Genomic DNA, 17747 nt, shown 5'->3' with positions numbered 1-17747 from the left:
GCAAATATTGGATGATGGTCGCGTTACTGATGCTCAAGGTCACAAGGTTGATTTTAAGAATAGCGTGATTATTATGACCAGTAATATCGAAAAACAGTCCGAAAAAAATAATTCGATTGAAGAAAAAGATGATTTAAGATTGATAATTGCTGCTGAAAGAGCTATTTTAAATTGTCGTATGCTTGTAGTTAATTTTTAATCCCAATAGAGTTGCTGAGAAGCAGATTGATTATTGTAATACCAATTAACTTGAAAGATGTCACAAATAGTTTCAAACTTTAGATGTGAAATAATTTCCTGAAATTACTAAAAACGTCAAACTTTCGATTCTATAAAATATTAAAATATTAATGTATGGCTTTTGACTTCTCTGAAACTGTCTAACTCACATTCCCCACCTCAATTTCTAACATTATAAAGTNTTTAATCCCAATAGAGTTGCTGAGAAGCAGATTGATTATTGTAATACCAATTAACTTGAAAGATGTCACAAATAGTTTCAAACTTTAGATGTGAAATAATTTCCTGAAATTACTAAAAACGTCAAACTTTCGATTCTATAAAATATTAAAATATTAATGTATGGCTTTTGACTTCTCTGAAACTGTCTAACTCACATTCCCCACCTCAATTTCTAACATTATAAAGTAGTATAAAAATACTAAATTTTTACAGAATAAAATTTAACTCCATATTCTGACTATATATTCTTCTAAAGTTTAATGGCACAAGATTTCAGAATTTAGATGAGTTTGTCGTGACTTCTGCTTAACTTCAAATATCTGGTCTAGTCCAGTTAGTTCTAGACAATATTTAACTGAATCATTCAAATTGATTAGATAAAGATTACAATCATTCTTCTTAGCTATACGACGCAATGCGAATAAAGTCATTAATCCATAATTATTAATAGAATTTAGACTAGCTAGGTCTACTACACAGCAATGTTCAGACCTAGTAGCTAGAATTTTTTGTAACTTTTTCTGTAGTAGAGAACTATTTTTTTTGTTAAAGTCATTTGAAGGACGAATTAATAGAGCCATGATTTTTTCTTACCTGCCTAATCTCGAACATAATATTATTGTATGGTGTTATTATGTATTTAATAAGTGACTTATTGAGGTATAATTAGTGATAATCTTGAGCTTTGTTAGTGATACCTTCGTTGAATAAATAATGATCTAGATCACCATTCATGTTAAAAAACATTCAGCATTTAGCATTCAGCTTTAAGCTTTCTTTTTAAGTAGGTAAGCGCGAATAAACTTAATTATGTAACGAAATATTAAAGCAGTTGAAACCGCTTGAGATTGCTTCCTTCCATTCTGTTTCAGTCGCTTCGGGTACTTTTCATTAATTGATAATTGATAATTGATAATTGATAATTGATAATTACCTCTCCCTTTTAGGGAGAGGATTGACACTAATCAGGAAAAAATTTATTTTTTTCCCCTTGAAAGGGGAGGCTTTTAACCTCAATTATTTAATTAATAATTATTAATTATTAATTACCCGGTAAATTTTTTCATCTACCTACTTATAGCGGTTTTCCTGCACGGTAGACGACAGTAGGGACGTTCCATAGAACGTCCTTACTGGGTTTTGATTATGACTTTGTGGTTCATCAATGTGAAAAGCGCTGTAATATTAAATCAGGTACCATCGGTGTAATTAAATAGTTAACTAGGAGTCAGGAGAAAAGAGAATTTAGAAATATTTGCACATTAGCTGATTTTTCGGGAACCGTAGATGAAAATTTTTTCATATCGAATTAAGCGGATTTGATCTAATACCAATTTGATAAATGTTTGCTACAAATACCTAGGGAATTTTTTAGGAGTCAGGAGACAGGAGTTAGGAGTCGTATGGGAATAGCTTTGATACTATTTCTAAGTTCATAAATCATCTTTTTAGTCAAAAGGACATCCCTATAAAGTATGCACAATCTCTCTTATTATTCATAACATTCTTTTTTAAAACTGGTATAACTAGCTGATAGCNGAGTCGTATGGGAATAGCTTTGATACTATTTCTAAGTTCATAAATCATCTTTTTAGTCAAAAGGACATCCCTATAAAGTATGCACAATCTCTCTTATTATTCATAACATTCTTTTTTAAAACTGGTATAACTAGCTGATAGCTAATAGACATCTCCAAAAATAAAAAATAAAGTCAATTATCGAGGATAAACAGTCAATTATTTCCCCCTACTCCCTCTTTTCTAGAGATGTCTAATAGCTAGTTAATATTTTGAGAGTAGCTTCCATAATAGCTGTAGTCTGACCAAAAACTGTATATACTAGAGATTCCCGATAAACCCGTTGCGCTCCATGATTTTTGTGATTAGCAGCACCACTAGAAACAGTAACAGCAGCAGCAGCACAACGCTGGGCTAAATTAATAGATGTTGCTCTGAGGTGGAGCTTTTTGGCAAAATCAGTATCAGGATTTTTATTAGCTTTTTCTATTGCATTTCGACATTCATTCACCTCAGCTTGTAGACAAGAAATTGCATCTGCAATAAAACCAAGAGATTTGCTCTTTGATACTTCTATCATAATATCAATACCTGCTAAAGCACATCCCAAAGCAAAAGCACTAAAGCGCAAAACTTTTTGTTTGTCATTATTATGAACCCAATTTGCAGGTTTAAGAGAAACTACTCGCTCATCAGGTAAAAACCAATTTTTGACTGTAGCACTAACAGTATTAGTTGAATTCATAGCACACAAAGGCATAACTTCTGAGAAACTAATACTGCCATTTAATGTAGTAGTTTCCTCCAAAGGAAGTATGCCAAAAACTGATCTTTCATCAGGTAATTTTGCTGCAATAATAAATTCCTGAAATATATTCCATCCAGTTATCCAAGGCACAATTCCTTCTATATAATATCCACCTTTAGTAGGAAAAGCTTTGACAAGTGCTTCCCCAGAGCGTCTAAGTTGGGAAAAANATCTTTCATCAGGTAATTTTGCTGCAATAATAAATTCCTGAAATATATTCCATCCAGTTATCCAAGGCACAATTCCTTCTATATAATATCCACCTTTAGTAGGAAAAGCTTTGACAAGTGCTTCCCCAGAGCGTCTAAGTTGGGAAAAACCAACTCCTAATAATATTTTGCCATGACTCAAATGAGGTAAATATTGTTGTTGTAGTCGCTCATTTTCACTTGATGCTAACATTGCTGCTGCACTCTGATGTTGGGTTTGGAGAAAAGCTAATGCACCAGAATATCTTGCTACAAGTAATTGATAATTAAAATAATCTTGTTGCTTTAATTCTAAACCACCCCACTTTCGCGGAATTTGTAGTGCTAATAAACCTGATTTTCCGAGAGTCATTAAAGCTGTTTTTAGTGCTTCTGGGTTACTATCTATTTCGTTAGCTAGGGGAGCTACAGAATTTTGTAAAATTGAAGAGGCAATTTCCTCTATATTTTGCATGATTAATACTAAGGGCGATAAAGTAAAAAGGAAGAAATAAGTAAGCATTCAGCTATTAGCAGTCAGCAGTCAGCTAATAGCCGAGCAAACCTACAGGAGTGATTAAAATTAGCTGACTATCTTGATTATTTATATTTCACTTTTTGGAGATTAATTTCTCAAACACAAACTTCCAAACAGGATAAGTTAATAACTCATAGCTGTTTCGCTGCGCGACATGAAAAGCGCAGCTCCTCCGCAGGAGGCTGGCTGTTAGCGAAGNTCCTCTGTTAGCGCAGCTCCTCCGCAGGAGGCAAGAGGCTAGCTGACGGCTGAATGCTTACAGAAATAAAGAGGTAGAATTAAGTTAGGCTAAGTTTTCTGGTTTAATTGTTTTGTTTTGATGATTCATTTTTAATCAACTCTAAGATTTCCTCTCGTGGTAAATTAACTAATTTAATTAATATCTGAGCATATTTATCGGCAGAAAAGTTTAATAAAGTTTCGATAACTTCTAATAACTCTTGATCGAGTTGACTAAATCGAGTTTTGAATAAGCTTTCCAGTATAATCTTTCGTTCTTCCTAACGCCCTTCTTGTCGTCCTTCTTGCCTTACATCTTCACGCCATTTCAGATAAGCTGGTGATAAATTCATAATTAATTCTCTCTCCTCCGATGTTAAATCTTGTTTAATTTCTAAATTAGTCTTCCATATTGAAACCTGTTCTNAACTCTTGATCGAGTTGACTAAATCGAGTTTTGAATAAGCTTTCCAGTATAATCTTTCGTTCTTCCTAACGCCCTTCTTGTCGTCCTTCTTGCCTTACATCTTCACGCCATTTCAGATAAGCTGGTGATAAATTCATAATTAATTCTCTCTCCTCCGATGTTAAATCTTGTTTAATTTCTAAATTAGTCTTCCATATTGAAACCTGTTCTAGTGCCAGATTTCTCAACGGGTTTTCTGGTGATAAATCAACTAATTCTAATATAGCTGATTTTTGAGTTTTTCCCTTCCCTAATATTCTTAACCATAGAGTTTCCGGTATTACTGGTAATTGATTAATTGCAATTAGATTGGTTTTTAATCCTGCTGTAGAAATATAAACTCTTGTCACGCGCTTTTCTGGGTCTAGTTGAAAGCCAAAACTATTGATTAATTTATCAGATGCAGAACTAGCTAATATCCATAAAAAAGGTAAATTTTGTTCATCAATAGATGCTTGATTTCTTTTGGCTTCTCGTTGCAATTGACTTTGCACCGAAAATAACTTCAGTAGACAACTACGAACTTCATTTAAGCTAGGTTGATTTCTAAATGGTTCAATTAAACAATTACTCAATAAAATTTGACTCAATACTCCTAGATTAAAATTAGAAGTAGGAGGTTTTGAGGCTGGGGAAAAATAAATATCTATCTGTCTAACTTCTCCAGTTACTTCTTTACTAATTTCGACTTGACCAAAATATGAAAGTAATTCTTTGAGGAATTGTTTAGCAAATTGGTCGTGGGGTTGTCTTGTCATTATGTTTGAGGTTTCTGTAATGAAGTATAGATAGAATTATCAATATAATATTATATAACTAGATTCCATATTAAATTTATTTAGTCAGAACAAATAATGTAGGGGCGAATGGCTATTCGCCCCTATTATATTAGTGGTATATTTGCCTAATTCGACTTTAACTAATTCAGGCGATCGCTCTCTTCTCTTCCTACTCCATTAGATGAAGCTTGTTATAATATGTAACTCTGATTGGTTATAGGAGGAAATATTTAATGAGCAATACAAATTATAATTCCGAACTACAAGAAAAATTAGAGTTATTAAAGCAAGGAAATAGTAAAGATAAAAATTATAATGCTAAGAAAGCATTAGTTAGTGCTATTCCGGCAGTAGGTTCACTTGCAGTAACTTTTTATGAGAATTATATTAAAGAACCTTCTAGTCAAAGATTGCATAATTTTTTAGAAGGATTAGTACAAGAATTATTAGGTTTGAAAGAACAAATTGATGGTGTAAGTTTTGATAATCCAAAATTTCAGACAACTTTCAAAAAAGCTATCCGTATCGCTGATGGTCAACATCAACAAGAAAAGTTAGAAGCCTTGAGAAATGCAGTTTTAAATTCAGCTATTCCTAACTCTCTTAAAGATGATGTTGAGGGGATGTTCCTTAAATGGATTGACGAATTTACTGTTTCTCATATTAGATTACTCAGAATGCTCCATTACATAAATAATTATAATGAAGAATAATTTTTAGCTAATTTGCCAAATTTAGAGGAAAATCATATTTTTTACAATCAAATATTACTCGAATTGACCAATAAGGGATTGATAAAATTGAGAGAGGTATATGAAACTTTTGAAGAAGAACCTCCAACTATTTATTTTGACGATCCATTTGATGATGTAAAACAAATATTAAAACAAGAAGCTGATGAAAGAGAGTCAATCATATCAGAATTAAATCCTTTTCAACCTCGTCATAACTATGAAAACAATTTTAGAACTGTCAAGCATACTGAAAATATTGACTCAATTATATCAGATGTAAAAAATAACTTACAAAAAAGCAATACAACAGACTTAGGGAAACAATTTATTCAGTTTATAGAAAATCCACTTGTTTAATAACAGAATAATAAATATCTTTTGCTGGCACAATTTCTCCTTTTGTTTTTCATAACTTTAACAGTTGGGTTAGCTAATAACTAAACCCAACCATATATACTAATCCTAAATGATTTGTGAGAAAAACTGTAGGGGTTTGGTCTCCAAATCCCATTTTTTGCTTGGGTTTAGAGACCAAACCCCTATGATAAAATACTACAACCTATTTAGGATTGCTATATGCCTAATTAGACTTTAAATTATTCAGTCGATCGCGTAAAATTTCTGCCTGCTTTTCTGCCTCTGCTAAATTATTTCTAGTTTCCTCTACAAATTTAGGGTCTGCCTTTTCGACAAAACCAGGTTTACTTAACCTTTTAGAAGTAGATAAAATTTCTTTTTCTAACTTCCCTAATTTCTTCTCTAACCGAGCAGATAAAGCTTCAATATCTACTACTCCAGATAAGGAAATTAAAATTTGTACAGTTCCAAAAACACCAGCAATAGTCTGACCAACTTCTGCATCAATACTAGGAGTAATATCCAACTTTTCAATCTTAACTAAATCCTGAATATAACTCTCTCCTTTTTGCAAAATTTCCCGTTCTTTTTCATTTTCACTCTGCAAAATTGCTGTGATTTTTACCTTTGGCTTAATATCAACCTCCGCCCGTAAATTTCTCAGCGTCCGAATTACCCCAATTAATAACTCAAACTCTGCTTCTAAATCGGAATTAATTAAAGACTTATCTAACTTAGGATAAGATTCTAAAGCCAAACATTTTTCTTCACCAACCTGATTCAAAGTATGCCAAATTTCCTCAGTAATATGAGGCATAAAAGGATGTAATAATCTCAAAATTCCATCCAAAACATAAGCCAAAGTTTGCTGTGCTACTAACTTATAACTTTCATTATCACCCTGCAAACGAGACTTAACTAATTCCAGATACCAATCACAAAAATCTCCCCAAATAAATTCATAAATACCTTTAGCAGCTTCCCCCAAACCATAATTATCTAAATAGTCGCAAGTTTGCTGCACAGTCTGATAGAAACGAGACAAAATCCAACGGTCAACTAACTCTAATTTATCCGCCTCTGGTTCCCCTAATTCTTGAGGAGTTTTACCCTCTAATTTCATCATTACAAATCGAGCAGCATTCCAAATTTTATTAGTAAAATTTCGAGACGCTTCTACCGATGCCGACTCATCAGTTTCTCGATTATAATCCATCCTGACATCTTGTCCTGCTCCGGCAGTTTCTCGCATTAAAGTATAACGCAAAGCATCAGTTCCATACTTGTCAATTAACAACAAAGGGTCAATTCCATTTCCAACAGATTTAGATTGCTTNCTCATCAGTTTCTCGATTATAATCCATCCTGACATCTTGTCCTGCTCCGGCAGTTTCTCGCATTAAAGTATAACGCAAAGCATCAGTTCCATACTTGTCAATTAACAACAAAGGGTCAATTCCATTTCCAACAGATTTAGATTGCTTTTTACCGTTTTCATCTAACATTAAACCGTGAATATATACAGTTTCAAACGGCATTTGTTCAGTAAAATGTACTCCCATCATTGTCATTCTAGCAACCCAGAAAAAGATGATATCAAAACCAGTCGAAAGAGTGCTAGTAGGATAATATTTTCCTAAGTCGGGAGTATTCTCTGGCCACCCCAAAGTCGAAAACGGCCATAAACCTGATGAAAACCAAGTATCAAGCACATCTGGGTCCTGTTGAATTTTCACATCATCGCCAAATTTTGCCTTTGCTTGCTCCAACGCTTCTGCCTCCGAACGAGCGACAAGAAAAGGAGTATTATCAGAAATTTCCCCATTAGTTTCGCTGATAGCATACCAAGCAGGAATTTGATGACCCCACCAAAGTTGCCGAGAAATACACCAGTCTTTAATTTTCACCAACCAGTCGCGATAAACCTTCGTCCAACGTTCTGGAACAAACTTCGGTTGGTTGTGTTTATCCAATAATTCCAGTGTTTTCGTTGCCAATGGTTCAATCTTGACAAACCACTGAGTAGACAGTAAAGGTTCAACAGGTACTTTGCCACGATCGCTATAGGGAACGCTATGACTATATTCCTCTATCTTAACCAAAACGCCCTCTTCTCTTAACCGTTTGACAACATTTTTCCGCGCCTCAAAACGGTCTTGTCCGACAAAGACTCCTGCATTTTCATTCAAACTGCCATCCTTATTCATAATATTAATAAATGGCAAATTATGACGTTTACCCATTTCAAAATCATTAGGATCGTGAGCAGGAGTAACTTTCACGCAACCAGTACCAAACTCAGGATCAACCAACTCATCAGCAACAATAGGTATTTCCCGTCCCATTATTGGTAGAGTCAGAGTTTTGCCGAGAATATCTTTGTAGCGATCGTCATTAGGGTTAACAGCAACACCAGTATCTCCCAACATTGTTTCTGGGCGAGTTGTCGCAACTTCCACATAACCACTACCATCAGTGAGGGGGTAGCGAAAATGCCAAAGATAACCGTTAACTTCCTTATTTTCTACCTCCAAGTCAGAAACAGCAGACTGACTAGCAGGACACCAGTTTACCAAATAGTTACCACGATAGATGAGACCCTGTTCATAGAGACGCATGAATGCTTCGATAACAGCTTTTGATAAACCTTCATCTAGGGTAAAACGTTCCCGCGTCCAGTCTGTAGAAACTCCCAGACGACGCAGTTGATTAACAATAGTGCTACCAGACTCCGCCTTCCATTCCCACGCACGTTCCAGGAATTTTTCCCGCCCGATATCGTAGCGACTTTTACCCTCAGCTTTAAGTTTACGTTCCAGAATAGTTTGAACAGCAATACTTGCGTGGTCAGTACCAGGGAGATAGAGGGTATTGTCACCCCGCATCCGATGGTAACGAATAAGCGTGTCTATCAGAGAATTGTTAAAAGCATGGCCTGCATGGAGACTACCTGTAACATTCGGTGGAGGAATGACAATACAGTAGGGGTCCCCTGCTTGATTGGGGTCTGCCTTAAATATATTATTTTCCTCCCAATATTTCTGCCATTTAGCTTCAGTAGCAAAGGGGTCGTATTTAGTTGGTAGTTCTGGTATAGTTTTGGTCATAGATGAAATTAAATTTTTGGACACTATTTGATTGTCCTTGACATACTCCCGACGCTCCCCTACGGGAGAGCGCGGGATTCTTCAGTCAGGGAAGCCATGACCGCAGTTTTAACAGAAGTGATGTCCTCCTCCTGTGTTGATAACAATCCTATTTTTTGTATCAGAAGTGCTGAGTTATAGTCTCTATCTAATTCCTGGCCACACTCCGGACAAGAATGCCAGCGCTCTGATAAGCTTTTAGGAACTTTGCTCAAACATTGCCAACAATGCTGAGATGTTCCTTTCGGGTCTACTTTGATAACTCGCTTGCCCAGTTTCCAGGCAACATACTCTAGAATCTGAACAAACTGACCAAACGCTGCATCTTGCAAAGACTTATTTAACCCTGATTTGGCTGATTGGCCGTTGGGTAAAAATTGACCATTACCACCTAATTTGGCCTGGCAACGTCTAACTAAATTAGCTATTTGCAAGTCTTCGATGAAAATAACACTTACATCACTAAAGAGATGATAAGCAAGTTTGAATTGCCAGTCTAATCTTTGCCTCGCTATTAGTTGATGCAGTTTTGCTATCTTACGTTTGAGAATTTTCCAAGGTTTTGAATGCTTGGATTTTTTGGCTAATCTCACCTGAAGCCTAGATAATCTATGTTCCGAGAGTNAAATTAGCTATTTGCAAGTCTTCGATGAAAATAACACTTACATCACTAAAGAGATGATAAGCAAGTTTGAATTGCCAGTCTAATCTTTGCCTCGCTATTAGTTGATGCAGTTTTGCTATCTTACGTTTGAGAATTTTCCAAGGTTTTGAATGCTTGGATTTTTTGGCTAATCTCACCTGAAGCCTAGATAATCTATGTTCCGAGAGTCTGAAAAACTTAGGAACTTCTACAAACTCCCCATCAGATGTAACAGCATAGTACAATAATCCTAAATCTATACCTTTGGAATTCTCTTCGGTGGGTTGAATTTCTACAACCTCATAAGGCACAGTCTGATCTTCGATTGTGAAACTGATGTAGTATCCATCCGCTTCTCGAATTACTGTACCTGTCTTAACCTGGAAACCTTCTGGTATTAAGCGATTGTACACAAAGGGGACTAAACCAATTTTTGGTAAATTGACACAAAAACGACCGTTAGCATTTTTGACTATATTGGTATTTGATAACTGAGGATAACTGAACGAGTTATAATAATGCCTTCCTTTGAATTTCGGTCTACCACTGGTTTTACCCTTTTTATCAGGTTGGGTAAAGTTATCCATTGTGGTTTGTACACGCTGGATAACGTCTTGAAGAACCTGGGAGTGCATGGACTTATACTCAGGAAATAGTTTTTTAGTCTGTGCTAAGTCTGCCAGTTGAACAGTTTCCCAACATACATAACCATTAACTATGTTCGGATGCTTATCCCCTTTCTTGGTTATCGGGTTNTGAACAGTTTCCCAACATACATAACCATTAACTATGTTCGGATGCTTATCCCCTTTCTTGGTTATCGGGTTACCATTGCTGTCTTTTTTCCTACCATCGCGCGTTTGTACTCTAAATTCTGGGATATTTTTGTAGATTTGCTCTACAGGTACTACTGAAACATTAAGTGGGCAAGCATTAAGGAGTGTGCGCGTGGCTTCAAACCATCTCAACCTTTCAGCTAAACGATAGTTATATTGCTTCCTAGCCATGTGTAACCAGTTAGATATAATCACTGCTTGCCTTTTATGTGGTTTGAGCTTGTACTTGTATTTCAGTAGCATCCCAAAATTGACCTTTATTTCTACTTGACTTAGTATATCAAAAATAACGAAAAACTACACAAATAACGCCCAGCTATCATCCCGACGCTCCCCCGAAAGGAGAGCGCGGGACTTCTCGCCGGGGGAGTTAAAATGTGGGTTAAGTTTCAGTATCCCGGAAGACCTCTCCCCCGACCCCTCTCCTGCTCTTGAGAGGGGAGGAATTATCCCCTTTCTCTTGCAGGGAAGGGGGTTGGGGGGTTAGGTTTTACCGAAAATTTTAGTCTAGACACGCTACCACAAACAAAAATTTTATTCGGTAAATTTACGGAAATAACCTCTCAAAAAGCGTAACTGAATTTCAGTATCTTTACTATTGTGAGTTAAAATATAAATCAATTAATATATTAAGATATTGTTAATCTATCAGGATTTACCCAAAGCATCTATAAAATTACGTTTTTCGTAGGGGAAATCTCCTAAGTCATGGTCCCCAAAGATGAATTGCCCCTACGGATAGCATTTCTGCGTAAGTCCTGTATATCTCTCCACTGGCAGCGCGATCGCCTCAGTAGGGCGATATATCAGGCTTTTTTCCCTCCTAGTCGGTTTTCTGATAGCTCCTATTTATCTCCTTTATCATTATTTTTAATATGAAACCCACTGTTGTAGAATCTTACGGTATATCTGCCCTCACCATAATTTTAGGAGCATTGGCTGTAGCTCCTGCTCACTCCCAACCTATAACCCCCGCTAACGACGGTACAGGAACAACGGTAAATCAAAACGCCAATCAATTCAATATTGAAGGTGGCAGACGCAGTGGGGCCAATCTCTTCCACAGTTTTGACCAATTCAATGTTAACTCTGGCCAAACTGCCAACTTCGTCACCACTCCAGACACTAGCAACATTCTCGGTAGAGTTACTGGTGGAAATGCCTCTTATATTAATGGTCTTATTCAAGTTATCGGGGGTAATTCAAATCTCTTTCTAATGAACCCCGCAGGCATAATGTTTGGGCCAAACGCTAGCCTCAACATACCCGCCTCATTCAGTGTCACCACCGCCACAGGAATTGGCTTTGACAACAATAACTTCTGGTTTGAGGCAATGGGAACAAATAATTATGCTAACTTAATCGGAGAACCCAGTGGTTATAGATTTAATGTATCTAACCCAGGCGCTATAGTTAATGAAGCAAACTTAAGTTTAAACCCTGGAGAAAATTTAACCTTATTAGGTGGGACAGTTATTAACACCGGGCAACTTTCCACAGTAGGGGGTAATATTACCATCACAGCAGTAGAAGGTGGTAGTATCTTAAGAATATCTCAACCAGGACATTTACTCAGTTTAGAAGTAAACCCAGTCATAGTGAATGGGGAAGATACTGATATAGCCCCTCTATCTTTACCCGGACTTTTAACAGGTGGAGAAATAATTCAGGCCACATCTGTAATTGTTAATGAAAATGGTGATGTGGTGTTGACAGATTCAAATACAATAGTGGCAGATGTACCAGGAACGGCGATCGCTTCTGGAGGTATAGATGTATCTGACTCTGAGGATATAGGAGGCCAAGTAAATGTGTTAGGCGATCGCGTAGCTCTGGTTGAGACTAATATTAATGCTGATGGTTTAAATGGTGGCGGTACGGTATTAATTGGAGGAGATTCTCAAGAGAGTAGCACAGTTTTCAATTCTCAGGCAACTTCTGTTAATAGTGGCTCAACTATTTCTGCTAATGCTATTGAGAATGGAGATGGAGGAAGAGTAATAATTTGGTCTGATGGAACTACTAATTTTGACGGAAATATTAGTGCTAAAGGTGGGGAAATTTCTGGTAATGGAGGGTTTGTTGAAGTTACGGGAAAACAAGATTTAACATTTGATGGAAATGTGAATGTTACTGCAGCATTTGGAGAAGATGGAACGATATTTTCACAACCAGAAAGTGTGACTATAGGAGAGTCAGAAAATTCTGATACTTCACAAACAGGAGAAGATAATACTGAGGTAGAAACGACTGAAAATCCTGAAGTTGCTGAAGGTTCAGAAACGACAGAAACAGAAGTAGTAGAAGATAATACTGAGGTAGAAACGACTGAAAATTCTGAAGTTGTTGATAGTTCAGAAGCGACTGAAACAGAAGCACCAATAGATCCTTTTGCTCAAGATGAGAATGCAGATGTGACAATTTCGGCTGAAAATATTGGGCAATTATCAGGGAATGTAGTATTAGAAGCTGACAATGATATAACAGTTAATGAAAAGATAGAAACTGATTCTTCTGTAGAATTAAAAGCTGGTCGAAGTATTAATATAAATGCGGATATTGATACATCAGTTGGAAATGGAAATATTGATTTACTTGGTAATAATGATGAGATGAATTTGGCTAACCGTTCTGACGGAAAAGCTTCAATAAATCAGTTAGATGGAACAACGTTAAATGCTGGAAGTGGAACTATTAATATTGAGTTAGGAAATTTAGGAGAAGTAGGTGATATAAATCTGGCTTCTTTAACTACAACAGGAGAGGTTTTTGTTAATGCTAATGGGGGAAATATTGCTAGAGTTTCTGAGAATTCTTTGATTAATGCGGGGAGTGTTTTGTTTCAAACTTCTGGGAATGGAGGAATAGGTTTAACTGATGCACCTTTGCGGTTGAATGTGGAAAATTTAGAGGCAGTTAGTGGTAGTGGAGGGGTGTTTTTTGATGTAGGAAATGTGAATATTGGTGATGTGAGTAAGGATGTGGATGGTATTGTTACTGCTGGAGGAGATATTGATATTAAAAGTGATGGAGATGTGACTTTAACGGAAGCTATTTCTACTCAGGAAATAGTAGAGAATAATTCAGAAGCAGAAATATCCCCCCCTTCGCAAGGAGGAGGGATCGAAGCAGAAGCAGAAATATCCCCCCCTTCGCAAGGGGGGTTAGGGGGGATCGAAGCAACAGAAGTTACTGATACAAATGGTTCGATAAATATTGAAGCGACGGGAGATATTGTTGCTACGGGTAGCGGAATAAAAGGTGGTGGGGAAAGTGTTTCTTTGTCTGCTACTAATATTAGGATAAATGATGAATTTGATGAAACTTCTGGGGATGCGGATGTTAAGTTAGAAGCGACAAATGATATTACTGTTGAGGATATAGAGGATGATGTGTTGGAATTTTTCCCTGGGGGAGGAGAGATAGAAATTCGTGCAGATGTGGATGGGGATGGAGTTGGNATAAAAGGTGGTGGGGAAAGTGTTTCTTTGTCTGCTACTAATATTAGGATAAATGATGAATTTGATGAAACTTCTGGGGATGCGGATGTTAAGTTAGAAGCGACAAATGATATTACTGTTGAGGATATAGAGGATGATGTGTTGGAATTTTTCCCTGGGGGAGGAGAGATAGAAATTCGTGCAGATGTGGATGGGGATGGAGTTGGTATTGTGGAAATGTTGGATAATGAAGCGGATGTTGGGAGCGATCCGAATACCTTTGAGAATGGGGCGGATACTATTAAGACTAATGGGCGGAATTTGACTATTGCTGGTGCTGAAATTATTTTGGGGAATATTGATACTTCTTGGTTGCCTGTTTTTTCTGGTGGGGAGTTGTTGGCGGCGATAGATGTGGATGAGGGGGGAGCTATACCAGCAGAAGGTACGGCAGGCGATGCAACCTTTACTTTTACTGTAGATGGTGACTTGGGAACTGTAGAAGAGCTAGATGTACGCTTTTCTGCCAAGCATACTTTTAATTCAGACTTAGAAGTCTATCTCCAATCACCCCAAGGGAATGAAGTAACATTGTTTGATGGTGTTGGTAGTAGTGGAGATAACTTTCAAGATACTGTGTTGGATGATGATGCTTCTAGAAGTATTCGCGATGGTAATGCACCGTTTGATGGTACATATCGTCCCCAAGGAAGTTTAGCAGATTTTAATGGAGAAAACCCTAATGGAACTTGGACTTTGAGGGTACAAGATATGGGTCTTGGAGATAGTGGCAGGTTATACAGAGCCGGTGATACTGCTCCCTGGGGAATTGCCCAAGGTACACAACTGTTGTTGCGTCAACCTACTACTTTAGTGAGTGGAGGAGGAAATGGTGGAGCAATTAATCTAGAAGCAACTCATGGGGATATTAGTGTAGGAAATATTCGTAGTTTGAGCGAAACTGGTGATGGGGGGAGAATTAACCTGAAAGCTAATAACAATATTATTACAGGGTTGATTAATTCTAGTGCTGTTCAAGGAATTGGGGGTGATATTAACCTTAATGCTATTTCTGGTAATATTAATACATTTTCATTAGATACTTCATCTGGTGATGGAAATGGGGGAAAGGTAACTGTCTCGACTCAGGATGGTGATATCAATACCCAATCAATTGATTCCGGGTCGTTTGAAGGTAATGGGGGTGAGATTACTATCTCCACTGAGACTGGTGATATCAATATCCAAAGACTTGATTCCGCTTCGTCTTACGGGGATGGGGGAAAGGTAACTGTCTCGACTCAGACTGGTGATATCAATACCCAATCAATTAATTCATCGTCGTCGTATGAAGGGAATGGGGGTGAAATAACTATCTCGACTCAGACTGGTGATATCACTACCCAATCAATTGATTCCTCCTCGTCGTTTGAAGGTAATGGGGGTGAAATAACTATCTCGACTCAGACTGGTGATATCACTACCCAATCAATTGATTCCGGGTCGGCTACGGGGAATGGGGGTGAAATAACTATCTCGACTCAGACTGGTGATATCAATACCCAATCAATTCATTCCGGGTCGTTTAAAGAAGATGGGGGAGATATAACTATCTCGACTCAGACTGGTGACATCAAGACCCAATCAATTGATTCCGGGTCTAAGGGGAATGTGGGAGATATAACTATCTCGACTCAGACTGGTGATATCACTACCCAATCAATTCGTTTCGGGTCGTTTTTCGGGGATGGGGGTGAAATAACTATCTCGACTCAGACTGGTNCTCAGACTGGTGATATCACTACCCAATCAATTCGTTTCGGGTCGTTTTTCGGGGATGGGGGTGAAATAACTATCTCGACTCAGACTGGTGACATCAAGACCCAATCAATTGATTCCTCGTCTTACGGGGATGGGGGAAAGGTAACTGTCTCGACTCAGACTGGTGATATCACTACCCAATCAATTGATTCCTCGTCGTCTCGAATAGGGGATGGGGGTGAAATAACTATCTCGACTCAGACTGGTGATATCAATACAGAATGGCTCAATTCCACATCGTCTAAGGGGAATGCGGGAGATATAACTATCTCGACTCAGACTGGTGACATCAATACCACATCGTTCGATTCCTCCTCGTTTTCCTATTATAGCAACTCAGGAAATGGGGGAGCGATATCTCTGACTGCAGACACAATAAAATTCAACCCTCCAGAAGACGGAGACACACAACAACTATCAATCAGAACATTCTCAGTAGGAGAAAACGGCTCCGGAAATGGTGGAGACGTTAACATTACCACCAACAACCTCAGCAACGCAGAAATACTCACACTATCTTCCCAGGAAAAATCAGGGGAAGTCACAATAGAAAGTAAGTCACAAGGAAACCTTGAACTCAGTGACTTATCTATCATTACCAGTAAACAAGTAAGTATAAAAATTAATGATCCGAGAACAAATGAGGAGAGAACAATAGAAGTAGACGTAGGAGCAACAGAAGGCCAATCAGGAGATGTCTCCATCCTCAGCAATGGCAACCTCAACCTCAACAACGTTATCATCGAAAGCGACACCAAAGGAGACAACCCCGCAGGAAACGTCAACATTTACAGCCTCGGCAACATCACCCTCGACAACACCGACATCCTCAGCACCACCAACGGCCAAGGAAACGCTGGCACCATCACCCTCGAAACCCCCCAAGACATCCAACTCACCAACAGCAGCAAACTCCAAGCCAGCACCGAAGCCAGAGAAAACGCAGGTGACGCAGGCACCATCAATATCCTTGCCAACAACCTCAACCTAGACAAAGACACCAGCCTCATCACAGAAACCACAGGCGCAGGCAACCCAGGCTCCATAAGCATCCAATCCCCTACCGTAGACATCGGGGAAGATGCCCAAATCAGCGCCACAGTAATAATAGGCTCAACCAGCGACGGAGACGGAGGCAACATCACCATCAACACCAACCAACTCAACATCACAGGGAGACTCGGAATATTCGCCGAAACCGAAGCCACCGCCAACGCAGGCACCCTCACCCTTTCACCCTACAAAAATAACCCAGACATAGACATCAACTTCAGCAACGACGGCTTCATCTCCGCCTCCACCTCCTCCACAGGCAACGGCGGGAACATATTCATCACCGCCCCAGAAAACATAGACATATCAGGCCAAGGCTTCATCGCCGTAGAAACATCAGGGACAGGCAACGCCGGAATTATCGACATCCAAACAGAAAACCTGAGAATATCCGACGGAGTAGCTATTAGTGCCTCCACAGAAGACAAAGGCAACGCCGGCCAAATCAACATCAACACCAAAGACTTCACCCTAGAAAAAGGCACAAGTCTCACTACCGAAACTAATAGTGCCGGAAAAGCAGGAGACATAGAAATAACCACCCAACAACTCACTATCGGCGAAAACGCTCAAATTAGTGCCACCGCCAAAAAAGGAGCCACCAACACAGAAGCAGGCGGAAATATTACCATCAACGCCAACGACTTATTCATCTCAGGGAGATTAGGAATATTCGCCGAAACAGCAGGAGAAAGTCCAGCGGGAACCCTAACCCTCAATCCCTATAGGGGAGTAGGGG

The 17747-nt window shown here is 38.3% G+C and carries 9 protein-coding genes and 5 pseudogenes; 6 read left to right on the top strand and 8 right to left on the bottom strand.

The features are described 5' to 3' along the window. A partial coding sequence (locus AFK68_RS43870; RefSeq protein ID WP_143438542.1) for an AAA family ATPase occupies positions 1-199 on the top strand: 199 nt, incomplete at its 5' end. Between the two features lie 520 nt (positions 200-719). Here AFK68_RS43870 and AFK68_RS32560 read toward each other — a convergent pair. From AFK68_RS32560 to AFK68_RS32545, 3 genes are all read right to left on the bottom strand, one after another. Then, positions 720-1043, bottom strand: coding sequence for an STAS domain-containing protein (locus AFK68_RS32560; protein WP_094678343.1), 324 nt, complete (start codon positions 1041-1043; stop codon positions 720-722). 1915 nt (positions 1044-2958) lie between these two features. Then, positions 2959-3451 (bottom strand): acyl-CoA dehydrogenase family protein (locus tag AFK68_RS32550; RefSeq protein WP_143438545.1); only part of this gene is annotated, 493 nt, incomplete at its 3' end. A 774-nt stretch (positions 3452-4225) separates the two neighbouring features. Then, entirely contained in the window at positions 4226-4957 is a 732-nt protein-coding gene (locus tag AFK68_RS32545; protein ID WP_094678341.1) for a hypothetical protein, read from the bottom strand. Between the two features lie 254 nt (positions 4958-5211). Here AFK68_RS32545 and AFK68_RS32540 point away from each other — a divergent pair, with 254 nt between their 5' ends. Together AFK68_RS32540 and AFK68_RS32535 are read left to right on the top strand one after the other, a co-directional pair. Beyond that, entirely contained in the window at positions 5212-5691 is a 480-nt protein-coding gene (locus AFK68_RS32540; RefSeq protein WP_094678339.1) for a hypothetical protein, read from the top strand. 12 nt (positions 5692-5703) lie between these two features. Beyond that, complete coding sequence (locus tag AFK68_RS32535; RefSeq protein ID WP_094678337.1) at positions 5704-6069, top strand: hypothetical protein; 366 nt, start codon at positions 5704-5706, stop codon at positions 6067-6069. A gap of 223 nt (positions 6070-6292) precedes the next feature. Here AFK68_RS32535 and AFK68_RS47355 read toward each other — a convergent pair. The 5 genes and pseudogenes from AFK68_RS47355 to AFK68_RS47345 form a co-directional block, all read right to left on the bottom strand. Beyond that, a pseudogene (locus AFK68_RS47355) lies at positions 6293-7405 on the bottom strand (class I tRNA ligase family protein); the annotation flags it as partial. A 1-nt stretch (position 7406) separates the two neighbouring features. Beyond that, positions 7407-9176: pseudogene (locus AFK68_RS32525) on the bottom strand (valine--tRNA ligase); the annotation flags it as partial. A 59-nt stretch (positions 9177-9235) separates the two neighbouring features. Beyond that, a pseudogene (locus AFK68_RS32520) lies at positions 9236-9839 on the bottom strand (RNA-guided endonuclease InsQ/TnpB family protein); the annotation flags it as partial. Between the two features lies 1 nt (position 9840). After that, positions 9841-10541, bottom strand: a 701-nt coding sequence (locus AFK68_RS47350; protein WP_371357655.1) for an RNA-guided endonuclease InsQ/TnpB family protein, incomplete at its 3' end; no start/stop codon positions are given. A 73-nt stretch (positions 10542-10614) separates the two neighbouring features. Then, positions 10615-10937 (bottom strand): helix-turn-helix domain-containing protein (locus AFK68_RS47345; protein ID WP_371357654.1); only part of this gene is annotated, 323 nt, incomplete at its 3' end. A 465-nt stretch (positions 10938-11402) separates the two neighbouring features. On the opposite strand from AFK68_RS47345, the gene AFK68_RS37715 reads away from it, so the two are divergent. From AFK68_RS37715 to AFK68_RS43070, 3 genes and pseudogenes are all read left to right on the top strand, one after another. Then, a complete protein-coding gene (locus AFK68_RS37715; protein WP_168186751.1) occupies positions 11403-11573 on the top strand; it encodes a hypothetical protein in 171 nt (56 codons plus the stop codon). Further along, a pseudogene (locus AFK68_RS43075) lies at positions 11570-14154 on the top strand (filamentous hemagglutinin N-terminal domain-containing protein); the annotation flags it as partial. The gene AFK68_RS37715 and the pseudogene AFK68_RS43075, both read left to right, overlap by 4 nt. A 217-nt stretch (positions 14155-14371) precedes the next feature. After that, positions 14372-15916: pseudogene (locus AFK68_RS43070) on the top strand (proprotein convertase P-domain-containing protein); the annotation flags it as partial. Positions 15917-17747 lie beyond the last annotated feature (1831 nt).

Origin of the sequence: Hydrocoleum sp. CS-953, assembly GCF_002260545.1 — a bacterium.
Lineage (GTDB): Bacteria > Cyanobacteriota > Cyanobacteriia > Cyanobacteriales > Microcoleaceae > Trichodesmium.
Note: the sequence above shows the minus strand (reverse complement) of the source record. Positions and strands in the feature narration are given on the sequence as shown.